Origin of the sequence: Streptomyces goshikiensis, assembly GCF_014650555.1 — a bacterium.
GTDB classification, from domain to species: Bacteria; Actinomycetota; Actinomycetes; order Streptomycetales; family Streptomycetaceae; genus Streptomyces; species Streptomyces goshikiensis.
Genome location: NZ_BMVE01000007.1, coordinates 437,311 through 454,223, shown reverse-complemented (window position 1 = coordinate 454,223; position 16,913 = coordinate 437,311). Strand labels below are relative to the sequence as shown.

General features: G+C 74.0%; 1 protein-coding gene. It reads right to left on the bottom strand.

Annotated elements, in window-relative coordinates:
• Positions 1-68: 68 nt before the first annotated feature.
• Positions 69-16,877 (bottom strand): type I polyketide synthase, encoded by a 16,809-nt coding sequence (locus IE248_RS22465; RefSeq protein WP_190031519.1) that lies wholly within the window; start codon positions 16,875-16,877, stop codon positions 69-71.
• Between the last annotated feature and the right edge of the window lie 36 nt (positions 16,878-16,913).

Sequence of the window (16,913 nt, the reverse complement as noted above, 5' to 3'; positions counted from 1 at the left end):
CCCCACCCCCGAGGGGGTGGGGCCCGGCCTTCGTGTCACCGGCCTTCGTGTCACCGGGCCGGCCGCCCTCAGAGGCGGGCGTCCAGCCACTCCTCGACGGTGCCCGCGGTCGTCGCCGCGTGCTGCTCCATCATCGTGAAGTGGTTGCCCGCGACGTCCACGGCCGTGTGCTCCAGGTCCCAGTAGGAACGCCAGTCGCCGTCCGTGGCGCGGGTCCAGTCGAAGAACTGCTCCTGCGCCCGGACCAGCAGCGTGGGCGCCTTCACGGCTTCCGGCTTCCAGCCGCCGAACAGCCTGAAGTACGCGCCCATCGCCAGCAGCCGGCTGTCGTCGACCGGTACGTAGCTGCCCTGCCGCTCGTCCACTCCCTGCGACAGCCCGGGCTGGATGCCCATGATGGCGTCGTCGTCGTGCGAGTAGATGTCGACGAGGACCACCGCCTCCGGGAAGACCCCGGCGCCCTCCAGCCGCCCGGCCACCGCGTGGGCGAGCATGCCGCCGGAGGAGTGTCCGAGCAGGACGAACGGCTCCCCGTCCGCGTGCCGCAGGACCGCCTCGGCCTGCGCCTCGATCACCGCTTCGGCCGTCGAGGGCAGTTGCTCGCCCCGCAGGAAGCCGGGCGCGGCCATCGCGTGGACGTCCCTCCGGCCGCGGAAGGCGGACGCGAAGCGGGCGTACTGGTGCGGACCGGAGATCGACAGGATGGAGGAGAAGCAGACCAGTCCGGGCCGCGTCCCGCCGCGCGAGAGCCGCACCAGGCTCGGCGCCTTGCGCAGCTCGGCCGCCGAGGCGAACGAGGGCCGGAACCGTGACGCCTGCATGAGCAGTTCCATGAACTGCCCCGACGCGCCCTGCGTCCCCGCCTCCCGGAGCATGGAGCCGAACACTCCGGCGTCCTCCTCCTCGCCCTGCTCCGCCGCCCCGTCGGGCCCGGCCGGGCCGCCCGGGGCTCCGGCGAGCTCGGCGCGCAGCCGGGCCGCGACGAGGAGCGGAGTCGGGTGGTCGAAGAGCAGGGTGGCGGGCAGCCGCAGGCCCGTCGCCGCGTTCAGCTGGTTGCGCAGCTCGACGGCGGTCAGCGAGTCCAGGCCGAGCTCCAGGAACTGCTGGGACTCCCCCACCGCGTCGGGCGAGGGATAGGCGAGCACCGCGGCGGCCGTGGTGCGCACCACCTCCAGCAGCACCCGCTCCTGCTCCTCCTCCGGCAGCCCCGACAGGCCCGCGAGCCGTCGTGCGGCGGCGGACACCGCCGCGTCGGCGACCCCGGCGGCGGCGGCCCTGCGGAGCCCCCCGCGGACCAGTCCGCGGAAGAGGGGCGGCAGGCCCCCGGCGTCCGCCTGGGCCCGCAGGGGCCCGGTGTCCAGCCGCATCGCGACGAAGACGGTGCCGTCGGGCCCACCGGGCTCCCCGGCGGCGTCCGCTCCGGCGTCCGCTCCGGTGGCGGGCGCGCTCAGGGCGCACGCCGTGTCGAAGAGGGCGAGGCCCTCCTCGGAGGACAGCGGCGCCAGTCCGGCGCGTGCCATCCGCTGGACGTCGGCGTCCGTGAGGTCGCCGGTCATCTCGCTGCGCTGCTCCCACAGCCCCCAGGCCAGCGACACCGCGGGCAGGCCCGCCGCACGCCGGCGCTGGGCCAGCGCGTCGAGGAAGGCGTTCGCCGCCGCGTAGTTGGCCTGCCCGGGGCTGCCGAGCGTGCCGGCCGCCGAGGAGAACAGCACGAACGCGGCGAGGTCCAGGTCCCGGGTCAGCTCGTGCAGGTGGAGGGCCGCGTCGACCTTCGGCCGCAGGACCGCGTCGATCCGCTCCGGGGTCAGGGACGGTACGAGTCCGTCGTCGAGGTGGCCCGCGGTGTGGACGACCGCGGTGAGCGGGTGCTCGGCCGGGATGCCCGCGAGCAGTGCGGCCAGTGCCTCCCGGTCGGCCGCGTCACAGGCGACGACGGCCGCCTCGGCGCCCAGCGCGGCGAGTTCCGCGACGAGCTCCGGGGCGCCGGCGGCGGCGGGGCCGCGCCGGCTGGTGAGCAGCAGGCGCCGTGCTCCCCGCTCGGTCACCAGGTGCCTGGCCAGCAGGCTGCCGAGCACTCCGGTGCCGCCGGTGATCAGGACGGTGCCGTCCGGGTCGAGCGTGGCCGCCGGTGCGCCGAGGTCGGCGCCGTCCGCCTCGGGGCGGGCGGTGGGGATCCGTGCCAGCCTGGCGGCGTGCGGGACGCCGTCACGTACGGCGACCTGGGACTCGCCGCCGGCCGCGGCGGCCGCGAGCAGCGGGGCGAAGCCCGCCGCCGCGCCATCGGCGGCGCCGTCCGGCCCGGCTTCGAGGTCGAGCAGCAGGAACCGGCCGGGGTTCTCCGACTGCGCGGACCGCAGCAGCCCCCACACCGACGCGCCCGGCAAGTCCGCCACGCCCTCGCCCGGCCGTGCCTCGACCGCGCCCCGGGTGACCACCACCAGGCGGGCACCGGCGAGGGTCTCCTCGGCCAGCCAGGTCTGTACGAGCTTCAGGGCCTCGTGCGTCGCCTCCCGGGTCGCCCCGGCGGTGTCGGCCGCGGGGTCCGTGGCGTACGGGACCAGCACGGTGTCCGGGACCGGCTTGCCGGCGAGGACCACGCCCGCGAGCACGTCCAGGTCGGTGTAGACGTCGGCGGTGATGCCCGCTTCGAGCAGCGCCGCTTCGAGACCGAACGTGTCGGTCCCGACGACGGCCCAGCGTCCGCTCGGGGAGGCCGGGTTGCCGGCCGTGGCGGGCCACTCCAGCCGGAAGAGCGACTCGTGGAACGTGGGCCGGGCCGCGTGCAGCCGGGTCGGGTCGAGCGCCCTCAGCAGCAGCGAATCCACCGAGACGACCGGTTCGCCCCGCTCGTCGAAGGCCGTCAGGCAGACGCCCCCGGATCCCGCGGGGGCCAGCCGCACCCGCAGGGCACCCGCCCCGACGGCGTGCAGGCCGACACCGGTGAAGGAGAACGGCAGCCGGATCCGGTCGCCCTCGTCCCCCTCCTCGTCCCCGCCGGTCAGGAAGGAGCCCAGCGCGAGGCCGTGCAGCCCCGCGTCCAGCAGCGCCGGGTGCACACCGAAGTGCGCGGCATCGGCCTGGGGTCCTTCGGCCAGGGCGAGTTCGACGAACAGTTCGTCCCCGTCGCGCCAAGCGGCCCGCAGGTTGCGGAAGGCGGGACCGTACGCGTATCCCATGGCGGCGAACTGGTCGTACAGGTCGGCCACGTCGAGCGGCTCGGCCCCTGCCGGAGGCCAGACCTCCGGGGCGGCTACGGGCGGCGAGGCCACCGCGTCGCCCGCACCGAGCACGCCGCCGGCGTGCCGGGTCCACGGCACGTCCTGGCTCCGAACGCCCTCACCGTTCCCGGTCTCCGGTCGCGAGTGCACGAGCACGACGCGCCGTCCCGCTTCGTCGGGCGCGGCCACCGAGAGCCGCAGCTGGAGCGCACCCTGCTCGGGGAGCACCAGCGGCGCCTCCAGGGTCAGCTCCTCGACGAAGGCGCTGCCGGCCCGCTGGGCGGCGTGCAGCGCGAGCTCCACGAAGGCCGTGCCGGGCAGCATGACGGCGCCCGCGGCCCGGTGGTCGGCCAGCCAGGGGTGGCTCTGGAGCGACAGCCGCCCCGTGAACAGGAACCCTTCCGAGTCGGGGAGTTCGACGGCCGCACCCAGCAGCGGGTGCTCGGCCGAGCCGAGTCCGGCGGACGCCACGTCGCCGACCGGGGACACCGGCACCTCGATCCAGTAGCGGTCGCGCTGGAAGGCGTAGGTGGGCAGGTCGACGCGCTGGGCGCCGGTACCGGCGAAGACGGCGTCCCAGTCCACGGCGACACCGCGGACGAAGGCCTCGCCGAGGGAGAGCCAGCACCGCTCCAGACCACCCTCGTTACGGCGCAGGGAACCGAGTACGGCGGCCTCACGGCCTGCGTCCTCGACGGTCTCCTGCATGCCCACGGTCAGCACCGGGTGCGGGCTGGACTCGATGAACACCCCGAAGCCCTGGTCGAGGAGGGTGCGCGTGGCCTGCTCAAGCTCGACGGTCTGGCGAAGGTTACGGAACCAGTAGCCGGCGTCCAGCTCCGGGCCCTCGACCCACTCACCGGTGACGGTCGACAGGAACGGAACCTCGGCGGTGCGCGGGGCGATCGGCGCGAGGAGTTCGGCCAGCTCGTCGCGCAGCAGTTCGACCTGCGCGGAGTGGGAGGCGTAGTCCACGGCGATCCGCCTGGCACGGATCCCGTCGGCCTCACAGGCAGCGAGCAGCTCGTCCAGGGCCTGGACCTCACCGGACACGACCACCGAGGAGGGGCCGTTGACAGCGGCGACCGAGATCCGCTCCTCGCCCCAGAGGGCGATGCGCTCACGGACCTCGGCGGCCGGGAGGGGTACGGACACCATGCCGCCCCGCCCGGCCAGCACGCGGCCGATGGCCTGGCTCCGCAGGGCCACCACCCGGGCGGCGTCCTCCAGGGAGAGGATCCCGGCCACGCACGCGGCCGCGATCTCGCCCTGCGAGTGCCCGATCACCGCCTCCGGACGCACACCCGCCGAACGCCACACCTCGGCAAGGGAGACCATCACCGCGAACAGCGCGGGCTGTACGACATCCACCCGGTCGAGGGTGGGCGCACCCTCGACACCGCGCAGGACGTCGATCAACGACCAGCCGGTGAACGGCTCCAGCGCCTTCGCGCACGCGTCCATCCGCGAGGCGAACGCCGCGGACGACTCCAGCAGGCCCGTCGCCATGCCGACCCACTGCGATCCCTGACCGGGGAAGACGAACGCCGTCTTCCCGGTGCTCATGGTGCCGCGTGCCACTCCGGCGGCCGCGGCCCCGTCCTCCAGGGCGGTCAGACCGCGCAGCAGCTCCTGCCGGTCACCGGCCACGACCACCGCGCGGTGGTCGAAGACGGCCCGGGTCGTGGCCAGGGAGAGCGCCACATCGGCGGACCTGAGCCCGGCCGCGCCCTCCAGGTGCCTGCGCAGGCCGGCCGCCTGGCCGCGCACGGCATCCGCCGACTTCGCGGACAGCACGTACGGCAGCACCGGCTCCGTACCGGTCTCGGCCGTGGCCACCACGGCCTCGTCCGGGGCCTGCTCGATGATCGTGTGCGCGTTCGTTCCGCCGATGCCGAACGACGACACGGCCGCGCGGCGCGGGCGCCCGGTCTCCGGCCAGGGGGTCGCCGATTCCAGGAGCGAGACCGCTCCCGCCGACCAGTCGACGTGCGGGGTGGGCTCGTCGACGTGCAGGGTCTTGGGCAGAACGCCGTGCCGGATCGCCTGGACCATCTTGATGATGCCCGCGACACCCGCGGCGGCCTGCGTGTGGCCCATGTTCGACTTGATGGAGCCGAGCAGCAGCGGCCGGTCCCCCGGCCGGTCCTGGCCGTACGTGGCCAGCAGCGCCTGCGCCTCGATCGGGTCGCCGAGCGTGGTACCGGTGCCGTGGGCCTCGACGGCGTCCACCTCTGCGGCGGACAGACCGGCGTTGGCCAGGGCCTGGCGGATGACGCGCTGCTGCGAGGGGCCGTTCGGGGCCGTGAGGCCGTTGGAGGCGCCGTCCTGGTTGACGGCCGAGCCCCGCACTACGGCGAGGACCGGGTGGCCCTTGGCGCGGGCGTCCGAGAGCCGTTCGACCAGCAGCATGCCGACGCCCTCGCCCCACGCTGTGCCGTCGGCCGCGGCCGCGAACGGCTTGCAGCGCCCGTCGTCCGCCAGACCGCGCTGGATGCTGAAGGCGATGAAGGTGCCGGGCGTGGCCATCACGGTCACGCCGCCGGCGAGCGCCATGTCGCATTCACCGTTGCGCAGCGCCTGGACGGCGAGGTGGAGGGTGACGAGCGAGGAGGAACAGGCCGTGTCGACGGTGACCGCCGGGCCCTCCAGGCCGAACGTGTACGAGACCCGGCCCGAGGCGACACTGCCCGAGCTGGACGTCCCCATGTAGCCTTCCAGGCCCTCCGGGGCCCGGTGGAGCAGGGTGCCGTAGTCGTTGTACATCACGCCCGCGAACACGCCCGTGCGGCTGCCCCGCATCGATGCCGGATCGATGCCGGCCCGCTCGAACGCCTCCCAGGAGGTCTCCAGCAGCAGCCGCTGCTGCGGGTCCGTGGCCAGGGCCTCGCGCGGGGAGATCCCGAAGAAGGCCGGGTCGAAGTGGTGCGCGTCGTGCAGGAACCCGCCGGTCGGGCTGTAGTCGGCGCCCGGGCGGCCGGGGTCGAGGATTCCGGCGAGGTCCCAGCCGCGGTCGTCCGGCATGGCGGAGATGGCGTCGCGGCCGTCCGCGACGAGCCGCCACAGGTCCTCCGGCGAGCGGACGTCACCGGGGTAGCGGCAGGCCATCGCCACGATGGCGATCGGCTCGTCGTCGTATACGGGGGCCGCGACCGCGGCCACGTCCGCTCCATGGCCGCCGAGCAGTTCGGCGTGCAGGTACTCCGCCAGGACCGCCGGATTCGGGTAGTCGAAGACGAGGGTGGCCGGCAGGCGCACACCCGTCGCCGCCGCGAGGCGGTTGCGCAGCTCCACCGCGGTCAGCGAGTCGAAGCCGACCTCGCCGAACGACCGCGCCGGGTCCACCGCTTCGGGGCCCACGAAGCCGAGTACCGCGGCCACCTGGCCCCGGACCAACTCCATGGCCGCTCCCGGCCTCTGGTCCTGCGGCAGCGCGGCGAGCCGGCGCGCGAAGGCACCGCCGACGGCCGTGCCGCCCCGGGCCGCACGACGCGAGGGCATGCGGACGAGGCCGGAGAGCAGGGGCGGGAGCATTCCGCCGCGTGTGGCGGCGCGCAGCGCGGCCAGGTCCAGCCTGACCGGCACCAGCAGGGCCTGCCCGGAGGCGCACGCGCTGTCGAACAGGGCCACGCCTTCGGCGGCGGTCAGGGCGATCACACCGCCGCGGGCCATGCGCGAGACGTCGCCGGTTTTCAGGGTGTCCCCCATGCCGCCCTCCTCGTCCCACAGGCCCCAGGCGAGGGACGTCGCTGCCAGGCCCTGGGCCCGGCGGTGGGCCGCGAGGGCGTCCAGGAACGTATTGGCGGCGGCGTAGTTGGCCTGACCGGCACCACCGAAGACACCGGCGGCGGAGGAGAACAGGACGAACGCGGCCAGATCGAGGCCGGCCGTCAGCTCGTGCAGGTTCCACGCGGCGTCCACCTTCGGACGCAGGACGGCAGACAGCCGCTCGGCCGTCAGAGAACCGACGACACCGTCATCCAGGACACCGGCCGTGTGCACGACCGCCGTCAGCGGGTGTTCGGCGGGGATTTCGGCCAGGACGGCGGCCAGGGCGTCACGGTCGGCCACATCACAAGCGGCCCACGACACCTCGGCGCCCAGCCCGGCGAGCTCCGCCGACAAGCCGGCGGCACCCTCGGCGGCGTCGCCACGCCGGCTGACCAGCAGCAGGCGCCGTACACCGTGCTCGGTCACCAGGTGACGGGCGAAGAGCCCGCCCAGCGAACCGCTCGCACCCGTCAGCAGTACCGTGCCCGTGCCCCCGGCCGCCCACTCCGGATCGGAGCCGGCGACCGACGCACGCGCCAGTCGCGGCACCAGCAGCACGCCCCCGCGCACCGCCACCTCGGACTCGCCCGAGGCCAAGGCCGACGAGAGCGCGTGCTCCACGTCGCCGTCGGCGTCGACGTCCACCAGGACGATCCGGCCCGGGTTCTCCGACTGCGCCGAACGCACCAGGCCCCACACGGAGGCGTGCACCAGGTCGGCCGGACCGTCACCCGGGGCGACGGTCACGGCGCCGCGGGTCAGGAACGCCAGACGCGCGTCGGCGAAGCGGTCGTCGGACAGCCACCGCTGGAGCAGCGCCAGCACCCGGCCCGCCTCGGCGTGCACCGCGTCGGCCACGTCGGTGGCGGCGGGCTCCCCGCACGACAGCACCAGCGCACCCGGGATCGCGTCGAGATCGTCGAGGACCTGCGCGTCGGCCTCGTCCCGCATGACCCAGTCACCGAACAGAGCGTCCGACGGCATCAGTTCGCGCCACTCGACGCGGAACAGCGCGTCGCCGTGGCCGCCGACCTGCCGGCCGAGCTGCTCGGGCGAAAAGGCTCGCAGGGCGAGGCTGTCCACCGAGGCGACGGGGACGCCTTCGGCGTCGGCGATCTCCAGACGCACCGCTTCGCGGCCGGCCCGGGAGAGCCGTACGCGCAGGGTGTCCGCTCCGGTGGAGTGGACCGCGACCCCGGACCAGGAGAACGGCAGCCGCGGCTGGCCGGTGTCCTCCACGAGGGAGCCGAGCCCGATGGCGTGCAGAACGGAGTCGAGGAGCGCCGGGTGGATCGTGAACTGTTCGGCATCCGGGCCCTGCTCGTCGCCGAGGCCGACCTCGGCGAACACCTCGTCGCCCTTCCGCCAGGCGGCCCGCAGGCCCTGGAACACCGGCCCGTAGCCGAAGCCCGACTCCGCGAAGCCCTCGTACAGCTCCTCGACGTCGACGGGCTCCGAGCCGGCCGGCGGCCAGACCGCGAGGTCGAACACCGGGGGCTCCTCCGCACCCACCGCGAGGGTCGCGGTGGCGTTCCGGAGCCAGAGGGCGTTGTCCGCCGCCAGGCCGTCGCGCGAGTGGAAGGCGAGGGGCCGGCGGCCCGACTCGTCGGGCGCCCCGACGGCGATCTGGAGCTCGACGCCGCCGTCCTCGGAGAGGACGAGGGGGGCGGCCAGGGTCAGCTCTTCCACCAGGTCGCAGCCGACCTGCTCACCGGCGCGCAGCGCCAGCTCGACGAACGCCGTACCGGGCAGCGTCACCGCGCCCATGACCACGTGGTCCGCGAGCCACGGGTGGGTGGCGACGGACAGCCGCCCGGTGAGGAGCAGGCCGTCGGCGTCCGCCAGCATCACCGAGGCACCGAGCAGGGGGTGTTCGGCGGGCCGCAGGCCCGCGGCGGCCGCGTCGGCGAAGGACCCGACCGGGAGGTCGATCCAGTACCGCTCGTGCTGGAAGGCGTAGGTCGGCAGGTCGATGCTCCGGGCACCGGTGCCCGCGAAGTACGACTCCCAGTCGACGGGGGCCCCGTTGGCGTGGGCCGCGGCGACGGCGGCCGTGAGGGCGGCCGTCTCGGGACGCTCCCTCCGCAGGGCGGGGGCGAACACCGCAGCACGCGTGTCGTCGGTCAGGCAGGCCTGCGCCATGGCGCAGAGGACTCCGTCGGGGCCCAGTTCGAGGTACGTGGTCACCCCGGCCGCCTCCAGGGCGCGGACGCCGTCGAGGAAGCAGACCGCCTCACGGGCGTGCCGGACCCAGAAGTCCGCCGTACCCATCTCGTCCGAGACGAGTGCGCCGGTCAGGTTCGAGACGACCGGGATCCGCTGGGCGGCGAAGGTCAGCCCCTCCACCACCTGGCGGAAGTCCTCCAGCATGCCGTCCATGTGCGGCGAGTGGAACGCATGGCTCACGGAGAGACGCTTGGACTTGCGGTCCGGGAAGGCGTTCGCGACGGCGACCGCGGCGTGCTCGTCTCCGGCCACCACGACCGAGCGCGGACCGTTGACCGCGGCGATGCTCACCCCGCTGGTCAGCAGCGGCAGGACCTCGCCTTCGGAGGCTTCGAGTGCGATCATCACGCCGCCGCCCGGCAGCGCCTGCATCAGCCGGCCACGGGCCGCCACCAGCGTGCACGCGTCGTCCAGGGACAGCACCCCGGCCACATGCGCGGCCGCGATCTCGCCGATCGAGTGACCGGACAGGAAGTCCGGCTTCACGCCCCACGACTCCAGCAGCCGGAACAGCGCCACCTCAAGCGCGAACAGCGCCGGCTGCGTGAACTCCGTCCGGTCCAGCAGTTCCGCGTCGGTACCGAAGAGGATCTTGTCGAGGGGCAGTCGGATGCGCTCGCACACCGCGTCCAGCGCGGCGGCGAACACCGGATGGGCCTCGTACAGCTCACGCCCCATCCCGAGCCGCTGACTGCCCTGCCCACTGAACAGGAAGGCCAGCTTCCCGGCTCCGGCGGCGCCCACGGTGCCGCTCGTGATCCCGGAGGCGGCCACGTCGCCGTCCGCCAGCGCGGCCAGTGCGCCGAGCAGCTCCTCCCGGGTCCCGGCCACGACCACCGCCCGGTGGGCGAAAGCCGCGCGACGGGTGGCCAACGAGTAGGCCATGTCGGCCGCTCCGGCCTCCGGCGTGTCCTGCAGGTGGGTCCGCAGGCGGGCCGCCTGGGCGCTCAGCGCGTCCGCCGACTTCGCGGACAGCACGTACGGCAGGACCGGCTCCGTACCCGTCTCGGCCACGGTCACCGCGGCCTCGTCCGGGGCCTGCTCGATGATCGTGTGCGCGTTCGTGCCACTGATGCCGAACGACGAGATGGCCGCGCGGCGCGGACGTCCGGTCTCCGGCCAGGCCACCGACTCCGTCAGCAGCTCGACGGCGCCCTCGGACCAGTCGACGTGCGGGGACGGCTCGTCCACGTGGAGCGTCTTCGGCACCGTCCCGTGACGCATGGCCTGCACCATCTTGATGATGCCCGCGACACCCGCCGCGGCCTGCGTGTGGCCCATGTTGGACTTGATGGAGCCGAGCAGCAGCGGCCGGTCCTCCGGCCGGTCCTGGCCGTACGTGGCCAGCAGCGCCTGGGCTTCGATCGGGTCGCCGAGGGTCGTGCCCGTGCCGTGGGCCTCGACCACGTCGACGTCGGCGGCGGACAGACCGGCGTTGGCCAGGGCCTGGCGGATGACGCGCTGCTGCGAGGGGCCGTTCGGAGCGGTGAGGCCGTTGGAGGCGCCGTCCTGGTTGATCGCCGAGCCGCGGACCACGGCCAGCACCGGGTGCCCGTTGCGCCGCGCGTCCGAGAGCCGTTCGACGAGCAGCATGCCGACGCCCTCGCCCCACGCGGTGCCGTCGGCGGCGGCGGCGAACGGCTTGCAGCGGCCGTCCGTCGCGAGGCCGCGCTGGCGGCTGAAGGCGATGAAGGTGCCGGGCGTGGCCATCACGGTCACGCCGCCGGCGAGCGCGAGGTCGCATTCACCGTTGCGCAGCGCCTGGACGGCGAGGTGGAGGGTGACGAGGGAGGAGGAGCAGGCCGTGTCGACGGTGACCGCCGGGCCCTCCAGGCCGAACGTGTACGAGACGCGGCCCGAGGCGACACTGCCCGAGCTGGACGTCCCCATGTAGCCTTCCAGGCCCTCCGGGGCCCGGTGGAGGAGCGTGCCGTAGTCGTTGTACATCACGCCCGCGAACACGCCGGTGCGGCTGCCCCGCATCGATGCCGGGTCGATGCGGGCCCGTTCGAAGGCCTCCCAGGAGGTCTCCAGCAGCAGCCGCTGCTGCGGGTCCGTGGCCAGGGCCTCGCGCGGGGAGATCCCGAAGAAGCTGGGGTCGAAGTGGTGCGCGTCGTGCAGGAACCCGCCGGCCGTGCTGTAGCTGGTGCCCTGCCGGTCCGGGTCGGCGTCGAAGAGTCCTTCGAGGTCCCAGCCCCGATCGGCGGGCATGGCCGAGATCGCGTCCCGGCCGTCGCGGACGAGTCGCCACAGGTCCTCGGGCGAGCGGACGTCACCGGGGAAGCGGCAGGCCATCGCCACGATGGCGATCGGCTCGTCGTCGTGTACGGGGGCCGCGACCGCGGCCACGTCCGCTTCCTGTACACCGAGCAGCTCGGCGTACAGGTACTCCGCCAGGACGGCCGGGGTCGGGTAGTCGAAGACGAGCGTGGCGGGCAGGCGGACACCGGTCGCGGCGCCGAGGCGGTTGCGGAGTTCGACGGCGGTCAGCGAGTCGAAACCGACCTCGTTGAACGACCGCGCCGGATCCACCACTTCAGGCCCGGCGAAGCCGAGGACGGCGGCGACCTGGCCACGTACGAGGTCCACCACGGCACCCGGCTGCCGCTCCTTCGCCAGCGCGGACAGATGCCGGGCGAAGGTACCGCCCTTGGCGGCGGCGCGGCGGGTGGGCATGCGGACCAGGCCCGAGAGCAGCGGCGGGAGCATCCCGCTGCCCGCTTGGGCGCGCAGCGCCGCCAGGTCGAGCTTGACCGGCACGAGCAGCGGGTCGTCCGTACCGCGGGCCGCGTCGAAGAGGGCGAGGCCGGTCTCCGGCGAGAGGGCGCCCACGCCACTGCGGTTCATGCGGTCGCGGTCACCGTCGGCCAGGTCACCGCCCATGCCGCCGCCGACCTCGGCCCACAGACCCCAAGCCAGCGAGACACCCGCCAGACCCTGGGCCCGGCGGTGGGCGGCCAGGGCGTCCAGGAAGGTGTTGCCCGCCGCGTAGTTGGCCTGACCCGCGCCACCGAACACACCGGCGGCCGAGGAGAACAGCACGAAGGCCGACAGGTCCATGCCCTGGGTCAGCTCGTGCAGGTTCCATGCCGCGTCCACCTTGGGACGCAGCACGGCCGACAGGCGCTCGGTGGTCAGCGAACCGACCACACCGTCATCCAGCACGCCCGCCGTGTGCACGACCGCCGTCAGCGGGTGCTCCGCAGGAACCGCCTTGAGTACGGCCGCCAGCGCATCACGGTCGGCCACGTCACACGCGGCCCACGACACCTCGGCGCCCAGACCCGCCAGCTCAGCGGAAAGGGCAGCGCCCTCACCCCGACGGCTCACCAGCAGCAGACGCCGCACACCGTGCTCCGCCACCAGATGACGCGCGAACAGCCCACCCAGCGAACCACTCGCACCGGTCACCAGGACCGTGCCCTCGGCATCCCACTCGACGCCCGCGTCAGCAGCGACCGCCGTACGCGCCAGCCTCGGCACCAGGACCGAGCCGCCCCGCACCGCGACCTCGGACTCACCCGAAGCCAGCGCCGCCGACAGACCGGCCGCGAGGTCACCCTCCGCGTCGATGTCGACGAGGACGAAACGGCCCGGGTTCTCCGACTGCGCCGAGCGCACCAGGCCCCAGACACCCGCGTGCACCAGATCGGACACGCCCTCGCCCGGTACCGCGGCCACCGCGCCGCGCGTCAGGAACACCAGTCGGGCGTCCGCGAAACGCTCGTCCGACAGCCACTCCTTGAGCAGCGTCAGCACCCGGCCGGTGGCCTCGTGGACGGCGTCGGCCACATCTGCGGTGGGGGCGGGCTCAACGCACGGCACTACCAGCGCCGCCGGAAGCTCACCGCCCTCCACGGCGGCCACACCCAGCCCCGCCAGGTCCGCGAACACCTGCGTGCTCTCGCCCAGCATCAGCCAGTCGTCGAAGGACCCGCCACCGTTGGCCGTCTCCGCCCACTCCACGCGGAACAGCGAATCGCCGTGGCCACCGGCCGGCCGGCCGAGCTGGTCGGGCGAGAAGGCGCGCAGCGCGAGGCTGTCCACGGACGCGACGGGGGCCCCGTCGGCGTCGGCTATCTCCAGCCGCACCGCGTTCTTCCCGGCCCGGGAGAGCCGTACGCGCAGGGTGTCCGCTCCGGTGGAGTGGACCGCCACTCCGGACCAGGCGAACGGCAGCTGTCCCTGGCCGGTGTCCTCGACGAGGGAGCCGAGGTTGATGGCGTGCAGGGCGGCGTCGAGAAGGGCCGGGTGGATCGTGAACTGTGCTGCTTCCGGGGCGGTTTCGCTGCCGAGGGTGACTTCGGCGAACACGTCCTCGCCCTGGCGCCAGGCGGCGCGCAGGCCCTGGAACACCGGCCCGTACCCGAAGCCGGAGTCCGCGAGGCCCTCGTACAGGCCGTCCACCGGGACGGGTTCCGCGCCGGCGGGCGGCCAAGCCGCCAGATCGAACGCCGCGGGTTCGGGGGCTCCCTCGGTGAGGGTCGCGGTCGCGTTCCGCACCCAGGGCTCGTCGCCGTCCGCGCGGTCGTCGCGGGAATGGAAGGCGACGGACCGGCGGCCCGACGCGTCGGGCGCGGCGACCGTGATCTGGAGCTCTACGCCGCCGTCCTCGGGGAGCACCAGCGGTGCGGCGAGGGTGAGTTCGTCGACCAGGTCGCAGCCGACCTGCTCGCCGGCCCGCAGGGCCAGCTCGACGAACGCCGTGCCGGGGAGCAGGACCGAACCCACGACCGTGTGGTCACCGAGCCACGGGTGGGTGGCCGCCGACAGCCGGCCGGTGAGGAGCAGGCCGTCGGCGTCCGCCAGGCTCACCGAGGCACCGAGCAGGGGGTGGTCGGCGGACCGCAGGCCCGCCGTGGTGACGTCCCCGCCGAGGGTTCCGGCGTCGAGCCAGTAGTGCTCGCGCTGGAAGGCGTACGTGGGGAGGTCGACGTGCTCGGCGCCGGTGTGGGCGTGGTAGCCGTGCCAGTCGACGGCGATGCCCCGGACGTGGAGTCCGGCGAGGGCCGTGGTGATGGTCGTGGCCTCGGAACGGCCCTTGCGCAGGACCGGGAGGAAGGCGACGGAATCCGTCGTGTCGGTCAGGCAGCCGTGCGCCATCGCGGAGAGGACGCCGTCGGGGCCGAGCTCGACGTACGCGGTCACGCCGGCGGCCTCAAGGGCGCGGACGCCGTCGAGGAAGCGGACGGCCTCGCGGACGTGGCGGACCCAGAACTCGGCGGAGCCCATCTCGTCGGTGACCAGGGCGCCTGTCAGGTTGGAGACGAGCGGAATACGGGGGGCCTCGAAGGACAGCCCCGCCACGACCGCGCGGAACTCGTCCAGCATCCCGTCCATGTGCGGCGAGTGGAAGGCGTGGCTGACGGTGAGGCGCTTCGTCTTCCGGTCGGCGAAGGACTCCGCGACGGCGAGCGCCGCCTCCTCGTCACCCGCGACGACCACCGAGCGCGGGCCGTTGACCGCCGCGATGCTCACCCGGTCCGTCAGCAGCGGCAGGACCTCCTCCTCGGAGGCCTGGACCGCGATCATCACGCCACCGGACGGCAGCGCCTGCATCAACCGGCCGCGGGCACAGACCAGTTCACAGGCGTCGGCGAGCGAGAGGACGCCCGCCACGTGTGCGGCGGCGATCTCGCCGATCGAGTGACCGGACAGGAAGTCCGGCTTCACACCCCACGACTCGACGAGGCGGAACAGCGCCACCTCGACCGCGAACAGCGCCGGCTGGGTGAACCGCGTCTCGTCCAGCAGAGCCGCGTCCGTCCCGAACAGGACTTCCTTCAGAGGCCGTTCGAGCCGCTGGTCCAGCTCCGCGCACACGGCGTCCAGCGCGTCCGCGAACGCCGGGTAGGCGTCGTACAGTTCGCGGCCCGCGCCGAGCCGCTGGCTCCCCTGTCCCGTGAACAGGAACGCCGTCTTGCCCCGCGCACCCGCCTCGCCCCGTACGACCCGTGCCGTGACGGTGTCGCCGGACGCCAGTGCGTCGAGGTCCGCGAGGGACTTCTCCCGGTCGGTGGCCACGACGACGGCGCGGTGCTCCAGTGCGGCGCGACCGGTGGCCAGGGAGCGGCTGACGTCCGCCGCCGTCTGGTCGGGGTGGGCGCGCAGATGGGTGAGCAGGCGCTCGGCCTGCGCCCGCAGGGCCTCTTCCGTACGGGCCGAGAGGGGCCACGGCAGGGCCGGAGGCACGACGGTGCGCCGCGGCGCCTGCGGCTCGGTGTCCTCGGCGCCGTCGGTACCGGCGTCCGTTCCGACGGGTTCGGTGGGCGGTGCCTCGACCGGGGCCTGCTCGATGATCGTGTGCGCGTTGGTGCCGCTGATGCCGAACGAGGAGACGGCGGCGCGCCGCGGGCGGCCGGTCTCCGGCCATTCCACGGTGTCGCGCAGCAGGGACACGGCGCCCGCGGACCAGTCGACCTTGGTCGACGGCTCGTCCACGTGCAGCGTCCGCGGGATCCGGCCGTGCCGGATCGCCATGACCATCTTGATGACGCCGGCGACACCGGCGGCGGCCTGGGTGTGACCGATGTTCGATTTGACGGAGCCCAGCCACAGCGGGCGGTCCTCCGTGTGCTCGCGGCCGTACGTCGCCAGCAGGGCCTGGGCCTCGATCGGGTCGCCCAGGGTCGTACCGGTGCCGTGCGCCTCGACGACGTCCACGTCGGCGGCGGTGAGCCGGGCGTCGGCCAGGGCCTGGCGGATGACGCGCTGCTGCGACGGGCCGTTCGGGGCGGTCAGCCCGTTGGAGGCGCCGTCCTGGTTGACGGCCGAGCCGCGGACGACGGCCAGCACGCGGTGGCCGTTGCGACGGGCGTCGGACAGTCGCTCCACGAGCAGCATGCCCGCGCCCTCGCCCCAGCCGGTGCCGTCGGCGGCGTCCGCGAAGGACTTGCAGCGGCCGTCGAAGGACAGGCCGCGCTGCTTGCTGAACTCGGTGAAGGTGCCGGGCGTCGGCATGACGGTGACGCCGCCCGCGAGGGCGAGCGAGCACTCGCCCTTGCGGAGCGCCTGCATGGCCAGGTGCAGGGTGACGAGCGAGGAGGAGCAAGCCGTGTCGACGGTGAGGGCGGGGCCTTCGAGGCCGAATGTGTACGAGACGCGCCCGGAGGCGATGCTGCTGGAGCCGCCGGTGCCGAGGTAGCCCTCGACCTCCGGGGGTACGGCGCGCAGCCGCGAGGCGTAGTCGTGGTACATGACGCCGGTGAACACGCCGGTCCGGCTGCCGCGCACGGAGGTCGGGTCGATGCCGGCCCGCTCGAAGGCCTCCCACGAGGTCTCCAGCAGCAGCCGCTGCTGCGGGTCCATGGCCACGGCCTCGCGCGGCGAGATCCCGAAGAACTCCGGCTCGAAGCGGTTGGCGGAGTGCAGGAAGCCGCCTTCCTGCACGTAGCTCGTGCCCCGACCGTCGGGGTCAGCGTCGAACAGCTGCCCCGTGTCCCAGCCCCGGTCCGTCGGGAAGGCGGAGATGGCGTCCGTCTCATCGGACACCAGCCGCCACAGGTCCTCGGGGGACTCGACGTCTCCCGGGTAGCGGCAGCTCATTCCGATGATCGCGATCGGCTCTTGCTCCTCCGACTCGACCTCCTGGAGCCGACGGCGGGTCTCGTGGAGATCTGCCGTCACCCGCTTCAGGAAATACCGGAGCTTTTCCTCGTTCATGCGTGCATCCCTTGTACAGAAGCCAGAAGGTCAGAG

Excerpts from the sequence above, each read along its gene's own strand:
- IE248_RS22465 (WP_190031519.1), bottom strand. The coding sequence starts at position 16,877 with ATGAACGAGGAAAAGCTCCGGTATTTCCTGAAGCGGGTGACGGCAGAT.